This is a genomic window from Paenibacillus sp. IITD108, assembly GCF_036541265.1.
Classification (GTDB): domain Bacteria; phylum Bacillota; class Bacilli; order Paenibacillales; family Paenibacillaceae; genus Pristimantibacillus.
In genome coordinates, this window is record NZ_JAZHCT010000006.1 from 227,688 (window position 1) to 248,611 (window position 20,924).

At 44.2% G+C, this 20,924-nt stretch carries 7 protein-coding genes; all 7 read right to left on the reverse strand.

The window, feature by feature from the left end; translation table 11 throughout:
• Window positions 1-52 precede the first annotated feature (52 nt).
• Complete coding sequence (locus V1L65_RS07640; protein ID WP_331698514.1) at window positions 53-883, reverse strand: carbohydrate ABC transporter permease; 831 nt, start codon at window positions 881-883, stop codon at window positions 53-55.
• A 15-nt stretch (window positions 884-898) separates the two neighbouring features.
• Entirely contained in the window at window positions 899-1,837 is a 939-nt protein-coding gene (locus V1L65_RS07645; RefSeq protein ID WP_331698515.1) for a carbohydrate ABC transporter permease, read from the reverse strand.
• A 315-nt stretch (window positions 1,838-2,152) separates the two neighbouring features.
• Complete coding sequence (locus tag V1L65_RS07650) at window positions 2,153-6,994, reverse strand: S-layer homology domain-containing protein (RefSeq protein ID WP_331698516.1); 4,842 nt, start codon at window positions 6,992-6,994, stop codon at window positions 2,153-2,155.
• 32 nt (window positions 6,995-7,026) lie between these two features.
• Window positions 7,027-10,800: a LamG-like jellyroll fold domain-containing protein gene (locus V1L65_RS07655; RefSeq protein WP_331698517.1), complete on the reverse strand. Its 3,774-nt coding sequence runs from the start codon at window positions 10,798-10,800 to the stop codon at window positions 7,027-7,029.
• A 107-nt stretch (window positions 10,801-10,907) separates the two neighbouring features.
• Window positions 10,908-11,948: a hypothetical protein gene (locus V1L65_RS07660; protein WP_331698518.1), complete on the reverse strand. Its 1,041-nt coding sequence runs from the start codon at window positions 11,946-11,948 to the stop codon at window positions 10,908-10,910.
• Between the two features lie 211 nt (window positions 11,949-12,159).
• Window positions 12,160-19,506, reverse strand: coding sequence for a CBM96 family carbohydrate-binding protein (locus V1L65_RS07665; RefSeq protein ID WP_331698519.1), 7,347 nt, complete (start codon window positions 19,504-19,506; stop codon window positions 12,160-12,162).
• 24 nt (window positions 19,507-19,530) lie between these two features.
• A complete protein-coding gene (locus tag V1L65_RS07670; protein ID WP_331698520.1) occupies window positions 19,531-20,580 on the reverse strand; it encodes a hypothetical protein in 1,050 nt (349 codons plus the stop codon).
• Window positions 20,581-20,924 lie beyond the last annotated feature (344 nt).

A 20,924-nucleotide genomic window follows, 5' to 3' on the forward strand; every position in this document is an offset into this window, starting at 1 on the left:
AAGTATAATAATAGCGTGTACAATCTTTGCATTTACGTGCACTTATTTTACTTTATCCTTTTACTCCCCCTACCGTGATCCCTTTAATAACTTGCTTCTGCAAAATGATAAAGACCAGCAGCAATGGCAGAATAGCCGAGACGGCAGCCATCATGATCGCCGCGTAACTGGTGCTGTACATCCCCTGGAAGGATTGAATACCTAACGGGACCGTATATAGCTTGCTGTCCATAAGGAAAATAAGAGGATTCTGATAGTCATTCCAGGACCACATAAACTTCAGAATACCGGCGGTGGCCAGAATCGGCTTCGCCATAGGCAGGACAATCTGCCAATAAATCCGGAACAGGCCTGCTCCGTCTATTTTACCCGCTTCGATAAATTCCTGATTGATGCCCAGCATGAATTGCCGCATCAGAAAGGTCAAAGGAATCGAGAAGGCGGTCATGACTATCAGGGCAGCATGCGTATTATAAAGCCCCAGCCATTTGATCAGCACATAACGCGGTACTAATGTCGATTCCGCAGGAATCATAAAAAACGAGAGCAATAAGAAAAATACGACGTTCTTGTAACGGAACTTCATCTTGGCGAACGAAAAGCCGGCCAAAGATGAGAAGATCAGCGTAAGGGCTGTCGTGATCACGGCAATCTTAATGGAGTTCATATAATAATGTCCGAATGGAACATTGCCGTACCATACCGTTTTGAAGTTGTTGATCAAGTTCCATTCGGTAGGGATCCACTGTATGGGAAACTTCATAACATCCTTCTCGACCTTAGAAGCTGCAGATAACATCCAAAGCAGCGGCGACAGGAACACCAGGGAAAGGAGCCCCATCAACAATGTAGCTATCACTTTTGATACTTTTAACTGTGTCATGGACAACACCTTTCCTCAATATTGATTCCGCTGCATTCTGACAGTCAGCAACGTTATTACCCCGATCACAATGAACAGCACCCAAGATAGCGTAGCCGCGTATCCCATGCGAAACTTTTGGAAGCCTTCCTCATAAAGATAATAGACCAATACATTCGTGGCGTTTCTCGGACCGCCGCCGGTCAGGAAAGCGACCAAGTCAAACACCTTGAACGAATTGATGACCGAGGTGATTGTCAGGAAAAACGTTGTTGTTCCCAGCATTGGGACGGTAATGCGCGTAAATTGCTTCCATTTGTTGGCACCGTCGATTTCCGCCGCTTCATACAGATCATCCGGAATAGCGGTTAGCCCCGCCAAATAAATAACAACGTTGTAGCCGATGACTTGCCATACGGCAATAATGATAATGCTCCACAATGCATAGTCGGTGCTTCCCAACCATTTCGGCGGATCCATAATACCAAGAGTCATTAATATATTGTTGACGACCCCTTGGGACGGGTGAAACAGCACAGAGAATACGGCGGCTACCGCAACTGTCGTCGCGATATAAGGGATAAAAAATACGACTTTAAAATAACTTTTAAAATACAAAACCGAATGTATCACGACCGCAATGACCATTGCAAAAATTATACTAAGCGGTACGGTTGCTGCCGTATACAATAAATTGTTCTTTAGCGTTTTATAAAACTTCGATTCCTGGAACAGATTGACGTAGTTATCAAACCCGGCAAATGTAATACCTTTAAAACCTGAGACCAGATCCCAACTGGTAAAGCTTAAGTATAGCGAAAAAAGCAAAGGAAAAGCTCCCAGCACTACAATACCAATCGTCTCAGGAGCTATAAATAACCACCCTAACAGCGTTTCTTTCCGAGAACTCGTCCAAAATACTTTTTTCGCTTCTGTTTTTTTCAGCGAGACCCCGGGTTGAGCATTCCCCTGCATATTGTTCTCCCCTCATCCTGATTTTGTATGATTATAGATTTATTATAGTACGCCCGGAACAGCCAAAAAGCTGACGATTTGTACTACAATGTGCACTTTTTTTACCTTCGAAAATATGAATGTTGTTTTAATCAGACAAGGATAAACGGCTTCCGCCGTCCTTCGGAAAGGCGCGTTTACCGATGAATTATCAGAACAAGTTTATAGTGAAAACTTATAAAGTCTTGTAATTCAAAAAAAAAGCGCAATGTGATGTGGCTGTTCGATCACATTGCGCTTATTAATAATCAGTTAAGCTAAAGGATTGATTAACGCTTATTGCTCAATTACACGCATAATAATGGTTACGACTTCCGCTCGAGTAGCAATGCCGTCTGGCACGAAGTGATTATGGCTGCGACCTTGGATAATACCAATTTGGTGTAAAGCTTTCACTGCGCTCTTCGCCCATATCGGTACTGCTCCATCATCAGCAAATCCTGTGTTGTTAGATACATCGTCAAGCGATATATCCATTGCACGTGCAAGCATAACTGCCATTTCTGTACGGCTAATTTGCTGGTTCGGGCGGAAGGTGTCATCACTGTAGCCCTTCACAATTCCTAGCTCAATCGCTTGAGCAATAGCTTTCCTAGCCCAGTCACTGATTTGCCCATGATCCTGGAAATCAATTGCTTCTCCAGCAACATTCCACTTAAATGCATTAGCCAGCATAACGGCAAATTCAGCACGTGTTACTGCGGCGTTTGGTCTGAAGGTCTGATCTTGATAGCCTTTAACGATATTAAGCTCTGCCGCGCGTTTGATAGCATCAGTCGCCCAGTGTCCTTTAACATCAGTAAAGCTTGTTTCTTCAACTTTGGACGGCTCTTCCGGTTCTTCAGTTTCGCCATCCGTGCCGCCTCCCGGCTTGCCTGGATCTGGCTTTTCTGCTGGAGGAATAATAACTCCGCCTCCGCCGCTGCTTGCAGGCATCATTGCAACTTCAATGCTTGGTCCATCCGTTGTCCAATTTCCGGCTGCATCTGCCGCTTCAACCTTAAAGGTATATTTTTTGCCTGGTTGCAGGTTGATAAGATCTGCTTTGTTCACATTACCGGCAACTTCCTTGCTTCCGCCTTCCCAAGTCAACTTATATTGGGTTACGCCGACATTATCTGTTGCGCGCGTCCACGTTAAGGTCAAGCTTGTTTTGGTTAAATTTGAAGCAGACAGCAAGCTGACAGCAGGCCATGCAGGCGCAACCTTGTCATCAATTGATTCAAGCAGTTCGATTTCCGTTTCAAACAATTGAACGGGCACCTTTACAACCCCGTCAGAAACAAAACCGGATAGCGTCAATAATTCAATAGAATTCGCAGAATCTTTAAGTGATTTAAGCTGTATCACTGACAGCGCGCCTGATTGATCAAGCGCCTTGGCATTGCCGGTAATAAGGATATGAACCTTGCCTGCCGTTGCATTGTAACGCAGAATCGCATCGTCTGGAGAAATCCTCTCGTCAAGCGCAACTGTTTCGAGAACAAATGCATCCGCATTGTACTCAAGTATATATTCATGGCCGATCACTCCTGCTTGAAGGTTTTCCAGGCCAATCACAACATCGATAACATCGCCTTTTTCTGCTGTTTCTGGAGCCTTGATGAAGGATACGTTTATCGGATCTGGAACCTCTCCTTGGCGCAAGTTAGGCAGTGACTCTTGTCCTCGCTGATCTACAACCATCGCTTGCGTAATCGCCAGCTTGCCTGCCGCATGTTTAACGGCCAATATTGGCTCATTATCTGCAAATCCATTATTCTTTGCAACGATCAATTGCAGCTTGCCATCTGCCTTCTCGGCGAAGCGGATAATTTCCACTCCATATTCCGGTTCAACCGCAATATCGTCAAACGCCCCGCCCGTTGCCTCCAGTTCAAACTCGGCAACAAATGTGCCAGGCCTTATGTTATTCATTGCAAGCTTATATACAGTCTCGTTGCCAGCAGATGGAAGCGTATAAAAAAGTACATTGGCAGCTTCGGAATTGTTAAGCTCCGTTTGCTCCAGGAATAATCCTTCCGGCACTTTGGCATCACGTGTATCATCTTGCTCTAAACCCAGCGCTCGAAGAACAATCGCATAGATGTCATAAGTGTTTCCGCCTTTCAGCAGCTTCTCGCCAAGTTCTTCGGTCGCTACGGTCCGGCCGTTAGCAGCCATAAATACAGTACGGTTCAGATCATTATCGTAACCATGCTGTGTCCAGTTTTTAATTGTGCCATCTTGCTGCGGCATACCGCCGCCATGGTCTGCGCTCATAAGAATAAGTGTATCCTCAAGCAAGCCTTGCCTGGCCACTTCGTCAACAACCTGCTTTATTCTAGTATCCGTCAGGTTCATCTTCTCGTAATATTCTCTGGAATAAAAGCCCTTGCTATGACCAGTCGTATCCGTTTCGTCAAACGTAACATGAATAAAGCTAGTATCCTTTAACTTGCCGCTTCTGACGAAATCCAGTGTATTGTTTAACGTGTAGGAATCATCATTGTTCAAGCCGCGGACAAGCTCAGCACCCAAATTCTGTTCAACGTGACCATAAATCGCATCAAACCATACAGAGAAGTACGCTGTACGCCGCTGTGGCCAAGTCTCGTTCAATGTACGATGGATTGTCCCGGCATGGTGACCATCCATGTACATCGAGCTGCTGCTATAGCGATTTTTAGCAGAGCTCCAGTTGTCAACCTCATGATGTTCAAAATCTAATCCCGTAATCATCGCAACCCAGTTAGGTGTGGAGGTAGACGGCATAACCGTTCTAACGTCGTAGCTTACCGCTCCGCTTTCAATTAAGCCGCGAATAAATGGAATGTTGAGCAAGTCGCCGACTGGCTGCACCTGTTGGTTCGGACTGCTCCAGAATGGAGAATCTTTACCTCTTACAACGTTGCCTCCGCCATCCATGCCGATGAACAATACGCGTTTGTACGGCATTATTCTGGATTGCTCAGCAATTTTCCCAAGTATATCCTGGCTAACATTCGCTTCCAGACCTGCTGCAATATCGCTTACAGTAATCAAGCCGTCTTTGTTCAGATCCAGTGCTTCCTTGTTATGAATTTGTACTATTTTCTCACCAAGAGTAAAGCTGGCTGCATTTTCAAAGAAAACGGTCTCAGCCGCATCACTAAATAACGCTTCGGTAATGGCCACTCTTCCCTCTCCGGATTCAGAGATCGTTTTGAAGTCCAGGATAGCCATTTTGGATTCGCGATACTCAAATTCATGAGTGGACGGTTTATGAATCACACCGGAGATTTTAAGCTCAAGCTTGCCATTTTCATTGCTTAATACTTGAATCGTTTGTCTGGTGTCTTGAGCATATGCCCTAATAAATTCGAATTTATCCGGATCATACATAATGGTCGTATGAAGAGTGCTTGCACGATCGATTTGACGCTTAAATCTAGAGGTAAGGTTCATACGCATTAAGCTGTCTGCGATGGAATGCTCAGCACCGAAAAATACCAGTTCGCCAGTTACTTCTTCTTCCGGAATTGGAGGAGCCATGTTGTAAAGCGTCTCTACTTCACTTTCGCTGAGCGCTCCTTCAAAAATGTAAAGCTCGTCAAGCAAAAAGTCCAGCGCACCTGCGCCTGGAACACCATTGCCATCCACACCGATCTTGGTAGAATATGTCCCCGGATCAACTGTTCCTTGTACATTTAGCGGGCCCTGATGAACTTGATTGCCATCAACATAAATTTTTGATTGTGCACTTGAGCGGTCTTGAATGATCGTATAATGATGCCACTTGCCAAGATCAGCATCTGCTGCATGGATCGTTTGCGCTTGAACGGAGTCGGCCCCTTTGATTTTCCATTGCAGCTCATTATCTGCATTAACACCGAACATCCAACCCGTATTTTCATCAACAGTGTTGCCAAGGATGGAAGCCAGATTGTTAATATCTTCCGCTTGGTTTATTTTTAGCCAGAAGCCCATAGAAAAGCTCTTGCTTCCGTATGTGATATTACCGGCATCCGCATATTTCACTGCCGTATCTTCATAGTTGCCAAGTCTAATGGACTTGCCCATACGTCCAACGCCGTATTTAGGCACATTAAATAATTGAACCTCTCTGGCATATTTCGATTGGTCAACTGCATTCTCATCAAACTTCATAGCAAGAAGCGCTTGATCAAATGCAGATTCCACTACACTTTCTTTCATTAATTCTGCGATATCAGCTTCAGTTAAAGCACGTGGAATGATGTTCAAATCATCCATCATAAATTCCGAATCTTTTTCCTGCTCACCTGTACCTGTTGCACCGATATGTGTCGGCAGGCCAACGTCTACTGTTGTATTCGGCTGACCAAGAGCTGGCAGACTCAATACATTTAGTGACTTCCCGTCCATAAACGTCTCGATTGTTTTACCGCGAGTGACACTTACCGCAATGTGATGCCATTGACCGTCCATCGAACCTTTGAATGGTTCCATAATACGATTAGACGCTGCAGTTGGTGAGCCTTGTGTTTGAAAATTAAACCCCAGATCAATGTTGCCGGAGCCGCTGGCCTGTCCGGTAAAACGGTTATGTGCTGTAAACACCCAGCCTGCTCTATACCAGTTTGCATAGTCTTTATTCGATAGAACAATGGAGTCTACGTTATTTTTTGCTCGATCCGCATTGAACCAAAACGCGATCGTAAAGTCCTGGTCCGCGCCGTATTCGACATTACCTAAGCTAACGCGAGATTCTGCCGGCTTCATTTTCTTTTGCTTCATATACAATGAATTTCCATATTTGCCTGCAGCATAAGCTGCTTGTCCAAAAGCGGTATAGCTTACTAAAGGAAGCTCCGCATCTTGCAGATTCTCTTCAAACTTCAAACTCATAGTACGAAACAATGGATCATCAAGCAGCATCAAGCTGCTAAAGTCCGATGCTTTGCTATTCGTATCTTCAACCGTTGCATTCTCATCCTCTGCCTCACTCACATCTTCTTCAATCGCTTCATCTACTGGAAAATCAATAGATTCCTCAATGGCTTCTTCTAAAGGAAGTTCAGCTTCAGCAGCAAAGGAGTGAAAAGGAAAAATTGAAAATAGCATTGTGACCAGAGTAACGTAAATCAAGCTCTTCTTAAACCGCAGCCTCTTACTCACTATTCCTCACCCTTTATTATTTGATCATAATATTAGTTGAAAATATGTTCTACGATCAGATCGTAATCTTCGATGTCTATAACGCCATTGTTGTTAACATCAGCTTTCTTTACATTATCCCAGGCCTCATCAAACTGGGTAATACCAAGTGATTTGGCCACGATGGAAAGATCAATCAAATCGATAACATGATCGCCATTAACATCGCCATTGATGCCTTCAGGCTCTTCAGGAAGCTCCCAGTCGCCGGTTTGGATCAGCGCATTAATTTCTGCTTCGGTCATCGCAACCGGCAGAATAAACAGCTCATCCATCTTAAAGTTCGTATTGTTTTCTTGAGATGCTCTGCCATCAGATCCAATCACAGTAGGCAAACCTGCGTCCACTGTCCCGAACGCTTGATTAACAGCGCTCAAGTTCAGGGTATTCAGTTTCTTGCCATCCATGAACGTATCGATCTTCTCGCCTCTCGTCACACTAACGGCAATATGGTGCCACTGTCCGTCCATTGCGCCCCGGAACGGTTCCATAACCCGATTCGTCACTGCATCAGAGGTGCCTTCTGTCTGATAGTTAAATGCCAGTTCGACCGGGCCCGATCCGCCAGATTGTCCTGTAAAGCGGTTATGCGCAACAAACAGCCAACCGACCCGCCACCAGTTTTGATAATTGGAGTTCCCCATAAAGATAGAGTTCACACCGTTTTGCGCTCGGTCAGCATTAAACCAGAAGGCGATGGTGAAATCCGTTTCAGTTCCGTATTGAACTACTCCCAAGTCAAGCCTTGGCGATACCGGCAACGCTGCGCTATTGCTGATCGAAAGCGCTTTCTCCTTCTGACCGGCAGCATATTTGGCTTCTCCATGCATAGTGTAAGCTGCATCCGGATCATACTCATCCTCCAGATGATCATCGAATGTCAAATGATAGGGTCTGACATAAACATCCTTCTCCGCCGTGTTCAAATAAATTTGAATCGTAATCGTACCTGTTAATGTCTCCTCGCCATTCGTTACCGCAAACTCGAATTTATCCTGTCCTACTCCTCCCTTTGGATAGTACACAAACTCGCCTGTGCTTGCGTCAACAATCTGAAGCGACCCTTTGATCGGTTGCTTTGTGATGCTGAATGTAATCGCTTTGCCCGTTGGGTCTCCGGCACTTAGTTTACCGGCAAGTCTTTCATAAAGCTTCACATCAAATTGTCCATCGTTCACGTCAAACTTCGGATATTCAAAAGCGCCAATATCCGGTGCGCCAATCAAAGGATTATGAAAGAAGTCTGCCTTCGCGATGGAATCGGAACCCCATGCAAGTGGCGTTAAGCCAGTCATATCCAGACCTGCATCAATTAGCGGAGAATTTTCCTTCAGCTTATAGCCTGCAAGTGCTTCTGCATCCAACTGTTTCAAGCCCGTAATAATATTGCTCGGTTCCCCGCCCGGATTAACAAGCTGAGGATCAATATACAAGTTGCTTCCAAAGGTTAGTCCGGGGTAACCTGTCTTTTGAATGTCAGTAGCTCCTACTGAAATAACGTTATTTTTCATTTCCCCGCCGCTGAATGTAGGAGATCCCATATTCAAAGTGCCTGGACCCGTAAAAATATTGTTATACATCTTTAAGAACTGCTTGGTTCGAGGACTTACAATTCTAGTAGTGATCCCTTCGCCAACATAGATTGTGTTGTTATGAATGAGCGGCGCCGCATCAGGATTTTCAGGCAAGTAGTGGAAGATATCCTGACCGCTGCCAAAACCGTCGTTCACACTGATGTTGTAGCGGACCAGCGAGTTGGTAGAGCTGTGCATGAACAACATAAATCCGCCGCTGTTGTTATGGCTGTAGTTGTACTGATAAAGCGTGCCATGGCTAAACATGTCGATATCGAATGCTTCGCCGTCGTTATAGCCATAACGTCCTCCATAGACCTCGTTAAATTGCATAATCATATCTTTTACGCCAATAACCCATAGACCCGCATAGTTTACATTGCCCACATTTTTATTAGAATGTTCAACTACGGTGTTATACTCCATCCGGCCAAGCTCGCCGACGTTGCTCATCACCATGCCGTCGCCTTGTGTTCCTTGAACGTAATTGTTGTTAAATTGAACGTTTCTTAGCACACGCGGAAAGTTGGCATCCGTGTCGCCTTCGCGATATAGACCCGCGTTGCGAATACCTTCAATGTCTACGTTAACAACCTTGTTGTTCTCAACAAGTACGTCATTGATGTTGCCGAACAGCAAAATACCGCCGCTGCCCATTTTGTGGCCGTTTGGATTTCCGTTCACATCGTGTACGTAGTTGTTCCGAATGGTAATACCGTACTGCGGATTCGCTTCCCATTCCGTCTGGTTTGTTGCGGTCATCTTGATCGCAATCCCGGAGCGTTGGGAAACAACCGTTTGCGAATAGTTCGTAAGCTCAAAGTTATTGATTTCAATATGGCTGACGTCCGTCATGTCGATTACTGCAGATTGCGTTTTATCTCTGATGCTGCTGTAATACGTATATAATGAAAGAGGCTCTGTAGACGTGGTGCCATTACCGTTAATAATCGGACGAACTTCAGAATGATCGCTGCCATATTTGTCGAAGACGATAGGCGCATCTACCGTTCCGGCAATATTGTTAAGCTTCAGCGAACCCGTCCACGCATCTCCTGCTTTAAACAAATATTTGTCACCAGGACGCATTTCGCCAGCTGCTTGCATAACACGATTCAAGGATTTCCAAGGAGTATTCTCGGACATTCCATCATTGCTATCGTTGCCGTCAATTGAGCTAATGTAGAACGTTCTATGAACGATTTCTCCTTCAGGTTCAACAGTAATTTTCAATGGTACAGCTTGTTTTGTAAGTATCGTACTATTGGCTGCATATTTGATGTTGTCAAAGCCGAATACGCGGCCATCAGCTTTATCCCACACGAAGCTTAAATTAATCCGGTCGAAGCTCTTGATGGACGTTGTGGAATGAACCAGCTGGCCATCGATATACATTTTCAAGTCTGTTCCAGTGGAGTAATCCCATTTGAACTCATGCCAACCTTTTGCACGGGGAATGCCTGTATCTATCCATGCAGTAAAGCTGTTGCTTGCTCTAACAGAGTAGTTATCCTTCTGGCCCACACTGCCTCCGTCAAAAAATACTCCCATGCCTGCAAACATATCATTCCTTTTGTTGCCAACATGCGCTACTGCTCTTAAGGCATTACCTGCTTTAGAGCCGCTATCATAGAACATCATCGTGACTATGCCTTGTTGTTGCGATCCAAATCTTTTCTCGACAGCCGGAGTCTCATTATATTGCACGCCTGCATTGCCGTGATAAGCAACTTTGTCTGAAAGAATAGGGCCTGATCCAGGATTGGCAGCAGGTTCTTCCTCTCTTGCGTATTCGCCCCAGCCATTCTCGAAGCTCTCGGAATGAACCAAATTTTCATATTCTTGCACCGTTGCCTTAACTTCGATTTGCTTAACTTGATCGAAAGCTCCATTGTAGGTCAAGACCCCAGTTTCCTGATCGATCGTGACATCTGGATCATCCGTTTCATATACTGCTTTGTAATAGTCTGGATGAGGAACAGGCTCTCCGCCCCCTGCTTGCTCACTAATTGTCAGATTTACTTGATTGTTATAAGAGTTTACAACCTTGCGACTTGCGTCTACTGCATATTCCGGCAACTGATCGGCAGCGAAAATGCTAGTGTTTGCTTGTACCACAGGTACAAGCAGGCTCAATACTAGTGACAACACCATCAAAAGCTGAAGCCGATAACGCATACGTTTTGATCCCATGCATTTCATCCTTTCATTTTAATTTTAGCGTATTCATTCAAATTCCTGATCTAACGTGCCGCCAGTTCCTCCTCTCCATGTAATCAAATGTGATCAAAGCTGCTCATTCAATTCATTCGAATATTGTTGAAAGCCCTTTCATGAATTACAACCTCAGCTTGATTGATGCTTTCCCGCAGTCTTTGCTCCAGCAGCTCTTGAATGTAATACTGTGGAATTCCATTTTTCACATCTTCATACTTTTCATATCCGTCATCGTAAATATGCGTTAAACGGTACGTAAGATCATGCTGTTCATATTCAGGCAATAGTTCCATAAACTCGCCTGCTTTCAGCTCAAGAAAGCTTTCGAACAAAAAGCTGTTCCATACGTCATCTCTTGAAATCAATGCCATATCCAAATGTTTCTGCTCAATGGTTGCTTCTAAATCAACCCGTTTTATCGCTTCTTCGGTTGATAAAGGTTCTTTCGATGTCAGGTATAGCAGCTTATCAAATTGCTGTTCGGAGTCTTCGGTTTTGTGAACAACAATTTGTTCATAGTCAAAGCGTTTGCGCTTTTTAAAATACCTCGCCTTAATTTTTTCATAGTAGGACTCAAAAAACTCTTCTGTATGCTCGTCACGCGCCGCCAGAACCAACTTATCAATCAGCTTTTGGCGATTTAACGTATGAGAATATTGAAAATATTCAACAGTCTGGTATTGCCTGGGCCCATAAATTGGTTCATTGCTATTCAACTTTTGCTGGCGCAGCAGATTTTCTTCTTCTAATGCTTTCAAAAAGTGCTGATGGCTTATATCCTCTACAACCCCCTCCTCCAGCATCATGATCTGCTCAACCTTGTATTCCTTTAGCTTGTTTAGAGCCTTATTTTTAAGATGCTCTATCGGAGTTTCTCCTTGAAATGACGTTTGCCAAAAATCCTTGTTATACTCAGCATTGTATTTGTTCTGGAAATGCGAAATCGTTAATGCCTTACTATCCTGTAAAAACACATTAAATTCATCTATCGTCACCTTGTGATGATTAATCGTAAGAATGATATTTTGGTCCGTGCTATTCCGCAGCAGAAAACCAACCAGAACGACAATTGCAGTAAAAAGGAATGCCGCGCCCGTCAATAAAATCTTTTTGTTTTTCTTCACATTAATTTTTCCCCTCCTCTATGAACTTGCCTAATTTTGTTATTTTGAGTTCTTCTTATATTTTAAAGTTTCAAAAAGGGAATACGGTGCAGGTTTTTGACCTTATCGTGTAGGTTTTTGACCTCAGAAATAAAGGCAAGCACAACGGATGCTATGCTGCTGCATCTGCGTTGTGCTTGCCTTTTTTCACTTATATACGATTACTACTCGCCTATAGCCCAAGCGCTCGTACGATAATTACGGCAACTTCAGCACGAGTTGCAATGCTTGCCGGAGCAAATTTGTTTTGACTCTTACCTTGGATGATATCTTGTTTGCGAAGTGCTTCAATTTCTCCTCTAGCCCATGCAGGAATGGCAGCATCATCTGCAAATTCCGTATGGTCCATGGATGTTGCACTTGCACCCAACGCTCTAGCAAGCATTACGGCCATTTCAGCCCTGCTAATTTGTTGGTTTGGCCGGAAGCTGCCATCCGTATAACCTGTAATAATTCCACGCTCAAATCCTTGAGCGACCGCTTGCATCGCCCAATCACCGATTACATCCGTGTCAGTGAAGGAGACTCCGGCAACCTCTTGATTCCACTTGAACGCCTTAGCCAGCATCACCATAAATTCTGCACGGGTAATTGCTGCGTCTGGCCTGAACGTGTTATTCGGGTACCCGTTAACAATATTCAGGGACGCTACAAGGTTAATTGCTTCTTCAGCCCAATGTTTCTCGACATCAATAAATGATTTAGGCTGCCCGTTCGGCTCACCGTTTTCTTCCTGATTGCCTTCCGATCCATCTTCATTGCCTTCTTCTCCATCTTCTTTTCCATCATCCTTGCCGCCAGAACCCGGCTGCTCGGTCGGCGGGTAGATGATACCGCCACCCGTACCGCTTGAAGGTGTTGTCGTAACTGTAATACTAGGACCTCCAGTGCTCCAGTTCCCCGCTTCGTCTGCCGCTTCGACGGTAAACGTATACGCTGTGCCTGCCTTTAGGCCATTAATATTCACCTGGTTTACGTGACCTGCAACTTCCTTGCTGCCGCCTTTCCAAGTTACTTTATATTTCGTAACGCCAATGTTATCTTCGGCAAGTGTCCAGGTCAGGGTTAAGCTTGTTTGTGTAACATTTGTAAATGCCATCAGACTATCTTCCGGCCAGCTTGGTTCAGTATTGTCTGGAGACGGATCAGGAATCGCAGCTGCAAGGAATGCATCCAGCGCCTCCTGCAAGCTGTTGACCGCATCATCAACATCCTGCTGAGTTGCTGCCGGATTATGGGCTACTTCTTGTGCCGCTGTAATTGCTTCGCTGAATGCTTCGATCGCTTCAGCCGGATATTGCCCAGGCAGATCGCCAGAATCTGCTTCTTCCAAAGTCTTGCCAAGCTGATAAATCATACGATTTAATTCGGTGAAGTCTGCTGCAGGCTCCTCCAGTTCAATGACTAGCTGAGGATGATTGACAAGATCCTCTTTGGAAGAGAATGACATATCACCTTTACTTGCCGCCGCTCCCTCATTAATGAGAAGGAAAGAAGCGACCCGGTTAATCCCAAGATTGCGGACATAATCTGTTACATCAATTTCATACCATGCCCCTTTACTACCATTAGTTACAGTAAAACTGCCAATAGAGGTTTGACCTGCTGGAGCATTATTCCATGTAATCATATTTTCAGACCAGTCTGTGTTAGTTCCATATACGGAAATTGTACGAGCCGGATCTGTATTTACGGCTTTGACATTCAGTCTGAGGATTGCCGATTTCACATTCTTGCCCTTTGTACCAGTGTAATCAAACTTAACATACGCTTTGCGTGTATAACCCGGTGTATCGCTTTTAATATGCAGAGACGGATCTGAACCGAAATTACTATTGGCGCTTGATCCGTTAGTCACGTAAGCATCATCTGTCAAGTAGGAGGTTAACTCCGGCCCTTCCGGTAATTCCGGCAATTCTGCATTTGGATCAACTTTTAGCACAACCTTGAAGCTTCCGCCTAGCGCTCCTTGTGTATTCACACGGAGCTCAACGTATGGATCAAGGCTTAATACTTCAATCGCCGGATCTTTCTCAACGATCTCCAGCGCAGTACGAGCAATATCAAGACGAATGGTTCTCTGATTATGCGAAGGATCGGCAACAGATACCGTCAACTGATTGTTTTGCTCCTTCACCATGACAGAAGCAGGGTTATGCGCCCGCACCATATGAAGAGTTCCAGCCGACCAGAAGTTAATGCCTGTCATCCCCAGCTTGTTCTCATGAACCGCTTGTATAGTCGGTGTATTGCTCAATACCTCAATATCAGGATTCAAGTTGTATGCTTCTGTTTGCGCAACATTCTTACCTGGCAGCAATACATATTGATATTCGGCATCGGTCGGAGTTTGACCATGCTCGAACGCCATACTGACGTAGTTCCTAGTTACTGGAGGATACTCGGCAACAAGATGTCCGCTATTAATATCTCTCCATGAGCCTGTTCTTGCTTCGCGCTTTGCATAAATGCTCGCTGGTTCAATAAAATAATATCCAATGTCCGAGCCTTCCGTGTTGCCCTTCAAATGTGCCCAAGTGACATTTTGAAGGCGAGAATCCCAATTCAGGTTAGCAGACTGCTGTTCTCCGTTGATCGTTAAAGCATTGTTGCCGGCTTCATTGACCATGCGGTTTTCGACAATCGTTTCTACTTGCCCTTGAGCAATCGATTTGTTAATTCCCGCACCAAGTGCAACAATCTCATCATCGAACAAGAACCAGGACTTCTTGCCGTTCAAATCACTTCCGGTTACTTTGGACATAGAGAACTGCATTCCGATGGAACTGTAGAGATCGTCCATGGAGGAGCCGCCAACCCAGGAATATGAATTCGGGTATGCTGTCCATTCCCCTGGAGTCTTATCTTTGCCTGAACCATCTGTTGTTGTTCCAGCCAAGCGGAAGCTGTCTACTGTTGGCCAGTAATCGTTACGATACTGCAAAATATCGTCGTTATACAGGTAAGTCATACCTGTACCTGTCCACCAGCCTCTCAGATTTTCATTGTTGCCTTTAGAAAAAGAGGAAATACGGTTAGAAAACATGCTGATTCCAAACGCATAGTCCTGTCTGAATTGTACAACGCGATCCATGCCGCCGAAGACGTAGTTACGCTCAAGGTCGCCGCGACGCTCGATGGAATCCTCTTCAAGCAATTTTTTATACAAGGCCAGCTCATATAGAAGTGTACCTGTCTCATGATCCAGTGTTGTGTCAGATAGAATCCATTCCTTCACCATACCCTTAATATATTCCGCTTTATCCGCCATCTCGTCATTAGCCATTTCAGCCAGTCTCAAAGTCGGGAATAGAATATGCGTCAGCGAATCTTCTGCAGATTTTCTGGAAACCCCTCTACCCTTTACCATATCCATAACATTGCCTTTATAAATAATCGGCTGGAAGGCATTGAGAATCCAATCGTACACATTGTTAATGCGAGGGTCCTTAATCTCCCATTCCGAGCCATTCAGCAATTGGATAAAGTCAGCCGTTCTGGTCAGTGTCTCCGCACCATACCCTGCTGTGTAAGCCAGATCGGAGTGATACACCATAGAGCCGTCCTCGTAGAAACCATTGCCCTTCGTAACGTATTCGAAATCGGCCGGAATCGGACCAGTACCCAGCGTAATTTTGTCGGCACGCTTCTCAATCACACCGCGCAAAATAATAATAAACGCTTTGTCCATCATATTCGCGCCCGTTTCTGCACGATTCAGCAGCGTGGAGAAATCGGGGCGAGAGTTAAATTTGTCAATTGTCTTCATATATTTCGCGATTTGCGCTTCAGTTAAATCACTATACATTAATACGACAACGTCATTCAGGTTACGTGGTGTACCGATTTCCCAATCCCACCAGTTGCCATAATGAGATTTATTTTCGTTATAGCGATTTGTATACATCCACTCCAGACCACCGATAATATCATCGCGCAGTTGTGCGTTTCGAAACAGAGTTGAGCCTTCTGTAGAATAAACGACTGCCATTTTCTTTAGATTGACATACGATGCGCTAATATGCGCAGAGCTAGATGTGCTCGCTAGATCGCTCCATAGATGCGTGCGATTGGCCGCCTTGTTCATCACGTCCCAAATCCCGGTATGATCTGCATTGGAAACTTCTTGCGTCAATCCTTCAATCGCATTCGCAAAATATGGATCTTGCGAATCCATCGCACCTTTGCCCGTTAACCGTTCATACCAGCCGATGCGAACCTTATCAAATTCTGATTGTTCAACTTCGGTTCCAACATATTCATGTGCGCCGATATCAGGCTGATTTTGATATAACGGTGTTCCAAACAAATCTGTATTGCCCGGATTATTAATAACTGTTCCGGCATCAATCGCCGGAGAACCCGGCTGTAATTTAAATTTCGCTAAGTTTTGGTCCCAAATTTCTTTGTCCCAAGTCGTCATGCGGACATCTGCCCCGCTCGGATTTGTCAGTTTGGGATCCGCCGTCATTAGGCTTGGATACGAAGCCGGGCTGCCTGGCAGACTGGCCACGCTGGCAGGGTAGAACAGATTGTGTGAAACGTTTGGCGCTGTGTGACCAGTCGTGATCCTTGAGTAGTTTTTGATCTCACCGTCAACCAGGATGAGATTGTTTTTAAAAATCATATTTTTGACATTGTTTTCGCCATTTTCATTAATTAAATAATTGGTTGTTACTCCTTTACCAACATAAATCGTGTTGTTGTAAATCGATGTACGGTCATTCATACAGAAGAAAATTTCTGTACCTTGTCCATCATTTTTACTAACGTTGTATCTAAAAATATTGCCGGCGCCGGCGCTAGTCATCGTTAGCAAAAACCCGCCGCGATTGTGATTACTGTAGTTGTATTGATAAATATTGTTCGTTGCGCCGATATCAAAGTCGAACGCTTCCCCGTCGTTGTACCCGTTAACACCGTCAGACACTTCGTTGTATTGAATAATGACTCCGTTTGTTTGATACAGCCAAAGACCCGCATAGTTACGGCTAGTTGTGTTATTGCTGTGTCTTCTTACAATATTATTTTCGATAACACTTCCTGCCGACACCTCGGACAATACAACTCCGTCACCGTAAATATCTTCAATCAGATTGTTACGGATGATGTTGTTAACGCCTTTAATATTTCCAGTGTCTCCGCCGTTGCGATGAACCTTTGTACGAATGCCTTCAATGGCTACGTTCTTAACATGCGAGTCTTCAACAGAAATATTGTTAAAGCCGGAAGGAATATCGGTTACGTTCCCTTTCTCATCGACAGTATCCCCTTTAAATAAAATACCGCCTGAGAATTTTGCTGCATCTGCACCAGAATTAACATTATGGACGTAAACATTTCTAATGTGAACGTCTTCAACAAAACCTGCTCCTCCAGCCACGACCATAATTCCTGCGCGAAGAGCGTAACGGTCGGTTGGACCTTCGTTCGTTACTTCCAGGTTGTTGATTTCCCAATAGGAAACGTTATAAAGATGTACTGCGCCTTCAGCAACGTTGTTGCCTGTATCCAGATGAGAAATACCATTACCGTTAATGATCGGCTTTTGCATGCCTGAGCCGTATGCATCAACAACGATAGGCCGACCCGCTTCACCAGATCCATGAGGTCTGAATTGACCATTCCATACGGAACCGCGCTTGAACAAAATCATGCTGCCCGGTTGGAATTGTACAGCATTTACTTTATCAAGTGTTTTCCATGGTGTATGTTCGCTGAGACCGTCGTTGGAGTCGTCGCCTGCAACACTGTCAACATAATATGTGCCTGCCGCTGCCGGATTCAACCTTTTCACCGTATAATCTAGTTTAGTTACGTTACCCTCAGAATCTTTTGCAGTAATCGTAATTTGGTTTGCGCCAATTTGTAATGGAATATCGTACAAGTCGTTACCATTAGAGGTAACAGTGTGACCATTCACTTCTACCGTTAAGTCGATGGCGATGCTGCTGCTGACTGAAGAAGCATGAATAGCAGCTTGAATAAACTCATCAAAATATAGTCCTTGGTCTTCGATCCCCTCTACCGTCAATATCGGCGCAGGCAATCCTTTAGTCAAAATCAATCTTGCAGCTCGATCCGGAAAGTTTTCTTTACTTGCCAGGAAAGCGCCCTTCTGGTCATGACCGTTTTCAATTTGAAGCACAAAGTTAAGTTTACTTACCGGTTCGCCCGAAGTAAGCCTTTGATTGATGTATGAAGTAATATCCAGGTTAATATAGTTTAGATGCCCTACACTTCGATCATAGCTTGCATCGGCCACCTTATTGCCGTTGGCAGGGGCATTGTTCCATGTTAATGTAGTCTCGTTAAAGTCAGGTATCTCGTAAATATTAACAATTTCTGAAGTACGGTCTGAGCCCATCATTTCATGAGCAAACATTTGAATTTTAGCGTCTTTTACATAGTTTTCTGTATTGTTCGATAGATCAAATGACAAATAAACTTTACGTGTAGATGATCCTGTAGCAGGAGTTTTTAATTGCAGTCCGCCTTGAGTGCTTAGGTTATTGTAGTTGTTATTAGGAGATCTAATATCTGTAAACGTATCCGCAGTAACCGGATAAACTGCCGATTGCTCATATTCCACGTTATACAATATTGTCCTAGATAGATTTCCATCCTTGTCTGCTGCACTAATTTCTATAACGTTGTTGCCCGCTTGCAATGCAACCGTGTTGCTGCCAGCTGTTGCAAGTTGAGTTACACCATTGACTAGCAGGTGGATTGTTGGTTGCTCATCGGCATTGTCAACAGCTTCGATGTTAAACGTTAGCTCTCGATTTAATACCTTCATGCCATCAGTCAGTCCTGTAACCATAATCGACGGCGCAATTGTATCCACGTAATCGTCAGTGTAAATCATAAGGTAAGGAGTATTATTGCCTCCAAGTGCATGCTGAGAGTAAAATATGATACCGCCTTGGTCATCTTTTTGTTCAGGATATAAAGCAATTGCAAGCTCTTTCGCATCATTCGTTAGCGAATTCTTCAGGTCAGTCACATCAATTTCAACCCAAGAGCCCGTATGAACCTCCTTGAACGTTCCACTGCCAATTAATTGTGCACTATTCATCAAGCTGTTCGTATTATTCCATGTCCAGTTTTCTTCACTCACTGCAGGCTTATCGGTCTTAAATACTTGAATGGTATCTTTTTTCCCATTGCCTGTATGCTGGGCAAGATATAGTACAAGTTTAATACTTTTTACATCCTCCCAGTTTACTGACTCATTAATACCGAATTCCAAATGGCTTCTGCGTGAATAGCTCATATCGCCAGCCCATTTAGCCTCTATATTCTCTCTACTAATTGCTCCATTACTAGATGCTTGAGTTTTGTCCGCATGACTCCCGGCGCGAACAGTTCCACTGTACGTTGCATTCAGGCGAACTGTATCTGCAGCAGCCGTTTCTGGTTCAGCTGCAAACGCCTGCGGAGCAACAATCCCTGCAAAACCTTGCAAAACCATTGCAAGCATTAACGTGATCAATAATGATTTACGTAATTTGTTCAAACTTCCCCCACCCCTTCACATAATTTAATGCATTTCGAGACTGTTCCAACCTGTTTCTTTAATTGATACGTTAGCGCGTTTCGTCCCCTCCTTAATAAATTGCTCATATTGCTCCTCTAACAGAACGTCCTCTATAAGTAAACTAACTTCGGAAAAATCGATCACATGGCCTTCATTCCGCTTCATACATATAAGTACATAATTCCGATTCCCCACTGGAATCCAATCGCTGATCTCGTTCAGTCCCAGCCGATAAGCTTCGTCCTTTAACATCACTTCCATCGATGACGAGTTTTCATCCTTACTTTCGTTTGCACCAAATTGCTTCTCCTGAATTTGAAGCGCATTCAATTGTTGGTACTTAGGCAATACTTGTTCCACAGTGATGCCATTCTGAAGCTCTTCAACCAGTTGCTGAACAATGGGCCGCTCCTCATCCGGCTCATTACTAATCCAGCTGATTTGCTTGACAAGCAGATCATCGGGCAAAGTAAATAGCTGCTCCTTATTTTCCGTATAAAATTCCATAAGCTCTTGCTCTGAAATGGCTTTAGCCTTCATCTTATATTGCTGCTTAACATCAAGCACAAGCCGTTGATGGAACAACATATATTCCTGAAATGGCTCTAAATTCGCAGCGCCATAACTACTTTTTTCCGCAGCTTCCATTGCCGCTGCAACATCTGCTGTACTTGAGCCTTTAAGCAATCGGTAGTCGACAGCTAGCGCTTGCTCAATCTTTACCTTTAACAGCCGCTCAAGCGCTCTGAGCTTTGCAACCTCGATTGGCACTTCGTCTCCGTATGCTGCCTCCCAAAACTGATCCGTATATTCCACACCATACTTTTGATAAAAGTAGCTCGCCGTTCCAGCTTTTTCATCTTGTAAAAACCACTGAAACTCTTCTTCTGGAATAGAAACATCGTCAATCTTTAGCAAGTCGAATTCTCGATCTATATTATCTCGGCCAGTCAGTTTGTTCATCGTATAATACAAGCCGATTCCAATGATCACAACTAACAGTATAATAATAATGCGATTTCGCATATTTCGTTCTAACCATCGTTTCCCCACGAGTAAAGCTCCTTTCCAGCGAATAAATCTGGTATCTTACGGAAGAACCTCCATATTCATATCATCTTTCCGGCACTATATTAGTTCAATCATAGTCTCAAAGCACTTTAAATATCGTGTGCTATTTTGATTGTTTCGTGCACTATTTTTACAATGTAAGTTTTGAGAGATTACAATAATGAACTTAAAATCCAATTGTTTCATCATGTTGTCATTAGGTGCTTAAAGTCATAAAAAAAGAGCCTTACGCGCACTTTGTTGTACGGTAAAGCTCTCTATCCAGATCTCGAAGCCGAATTTAGGGCATACCACAGACGCAATAGCAGCACAGTTGCTTCCGCTCT

Coding starts and splice junctions, on each gene's coding strand:
- V1L65_RS07640 (WP_331698514.1), bottom strand. CDS start 883: ATGACACAGTTAAAAGTATCAAAAGTGATAGCTACATTGTTGATGGGG.
- V1L65_RS07645 (WP_331698515.1), bottom strand. CDS start 1,837: ATGCAGGGGAATGCTCAACCCGGGGTCTCGCTGAAAAAAACAGAAGCG.
- V1L65_RS07655 (WP_331698517.1), bottom strand. CDS start 10,800: ATGGGATCAAAACGTATGCGTTATCGGCTTCAGCTTTTGATGGTGTTG.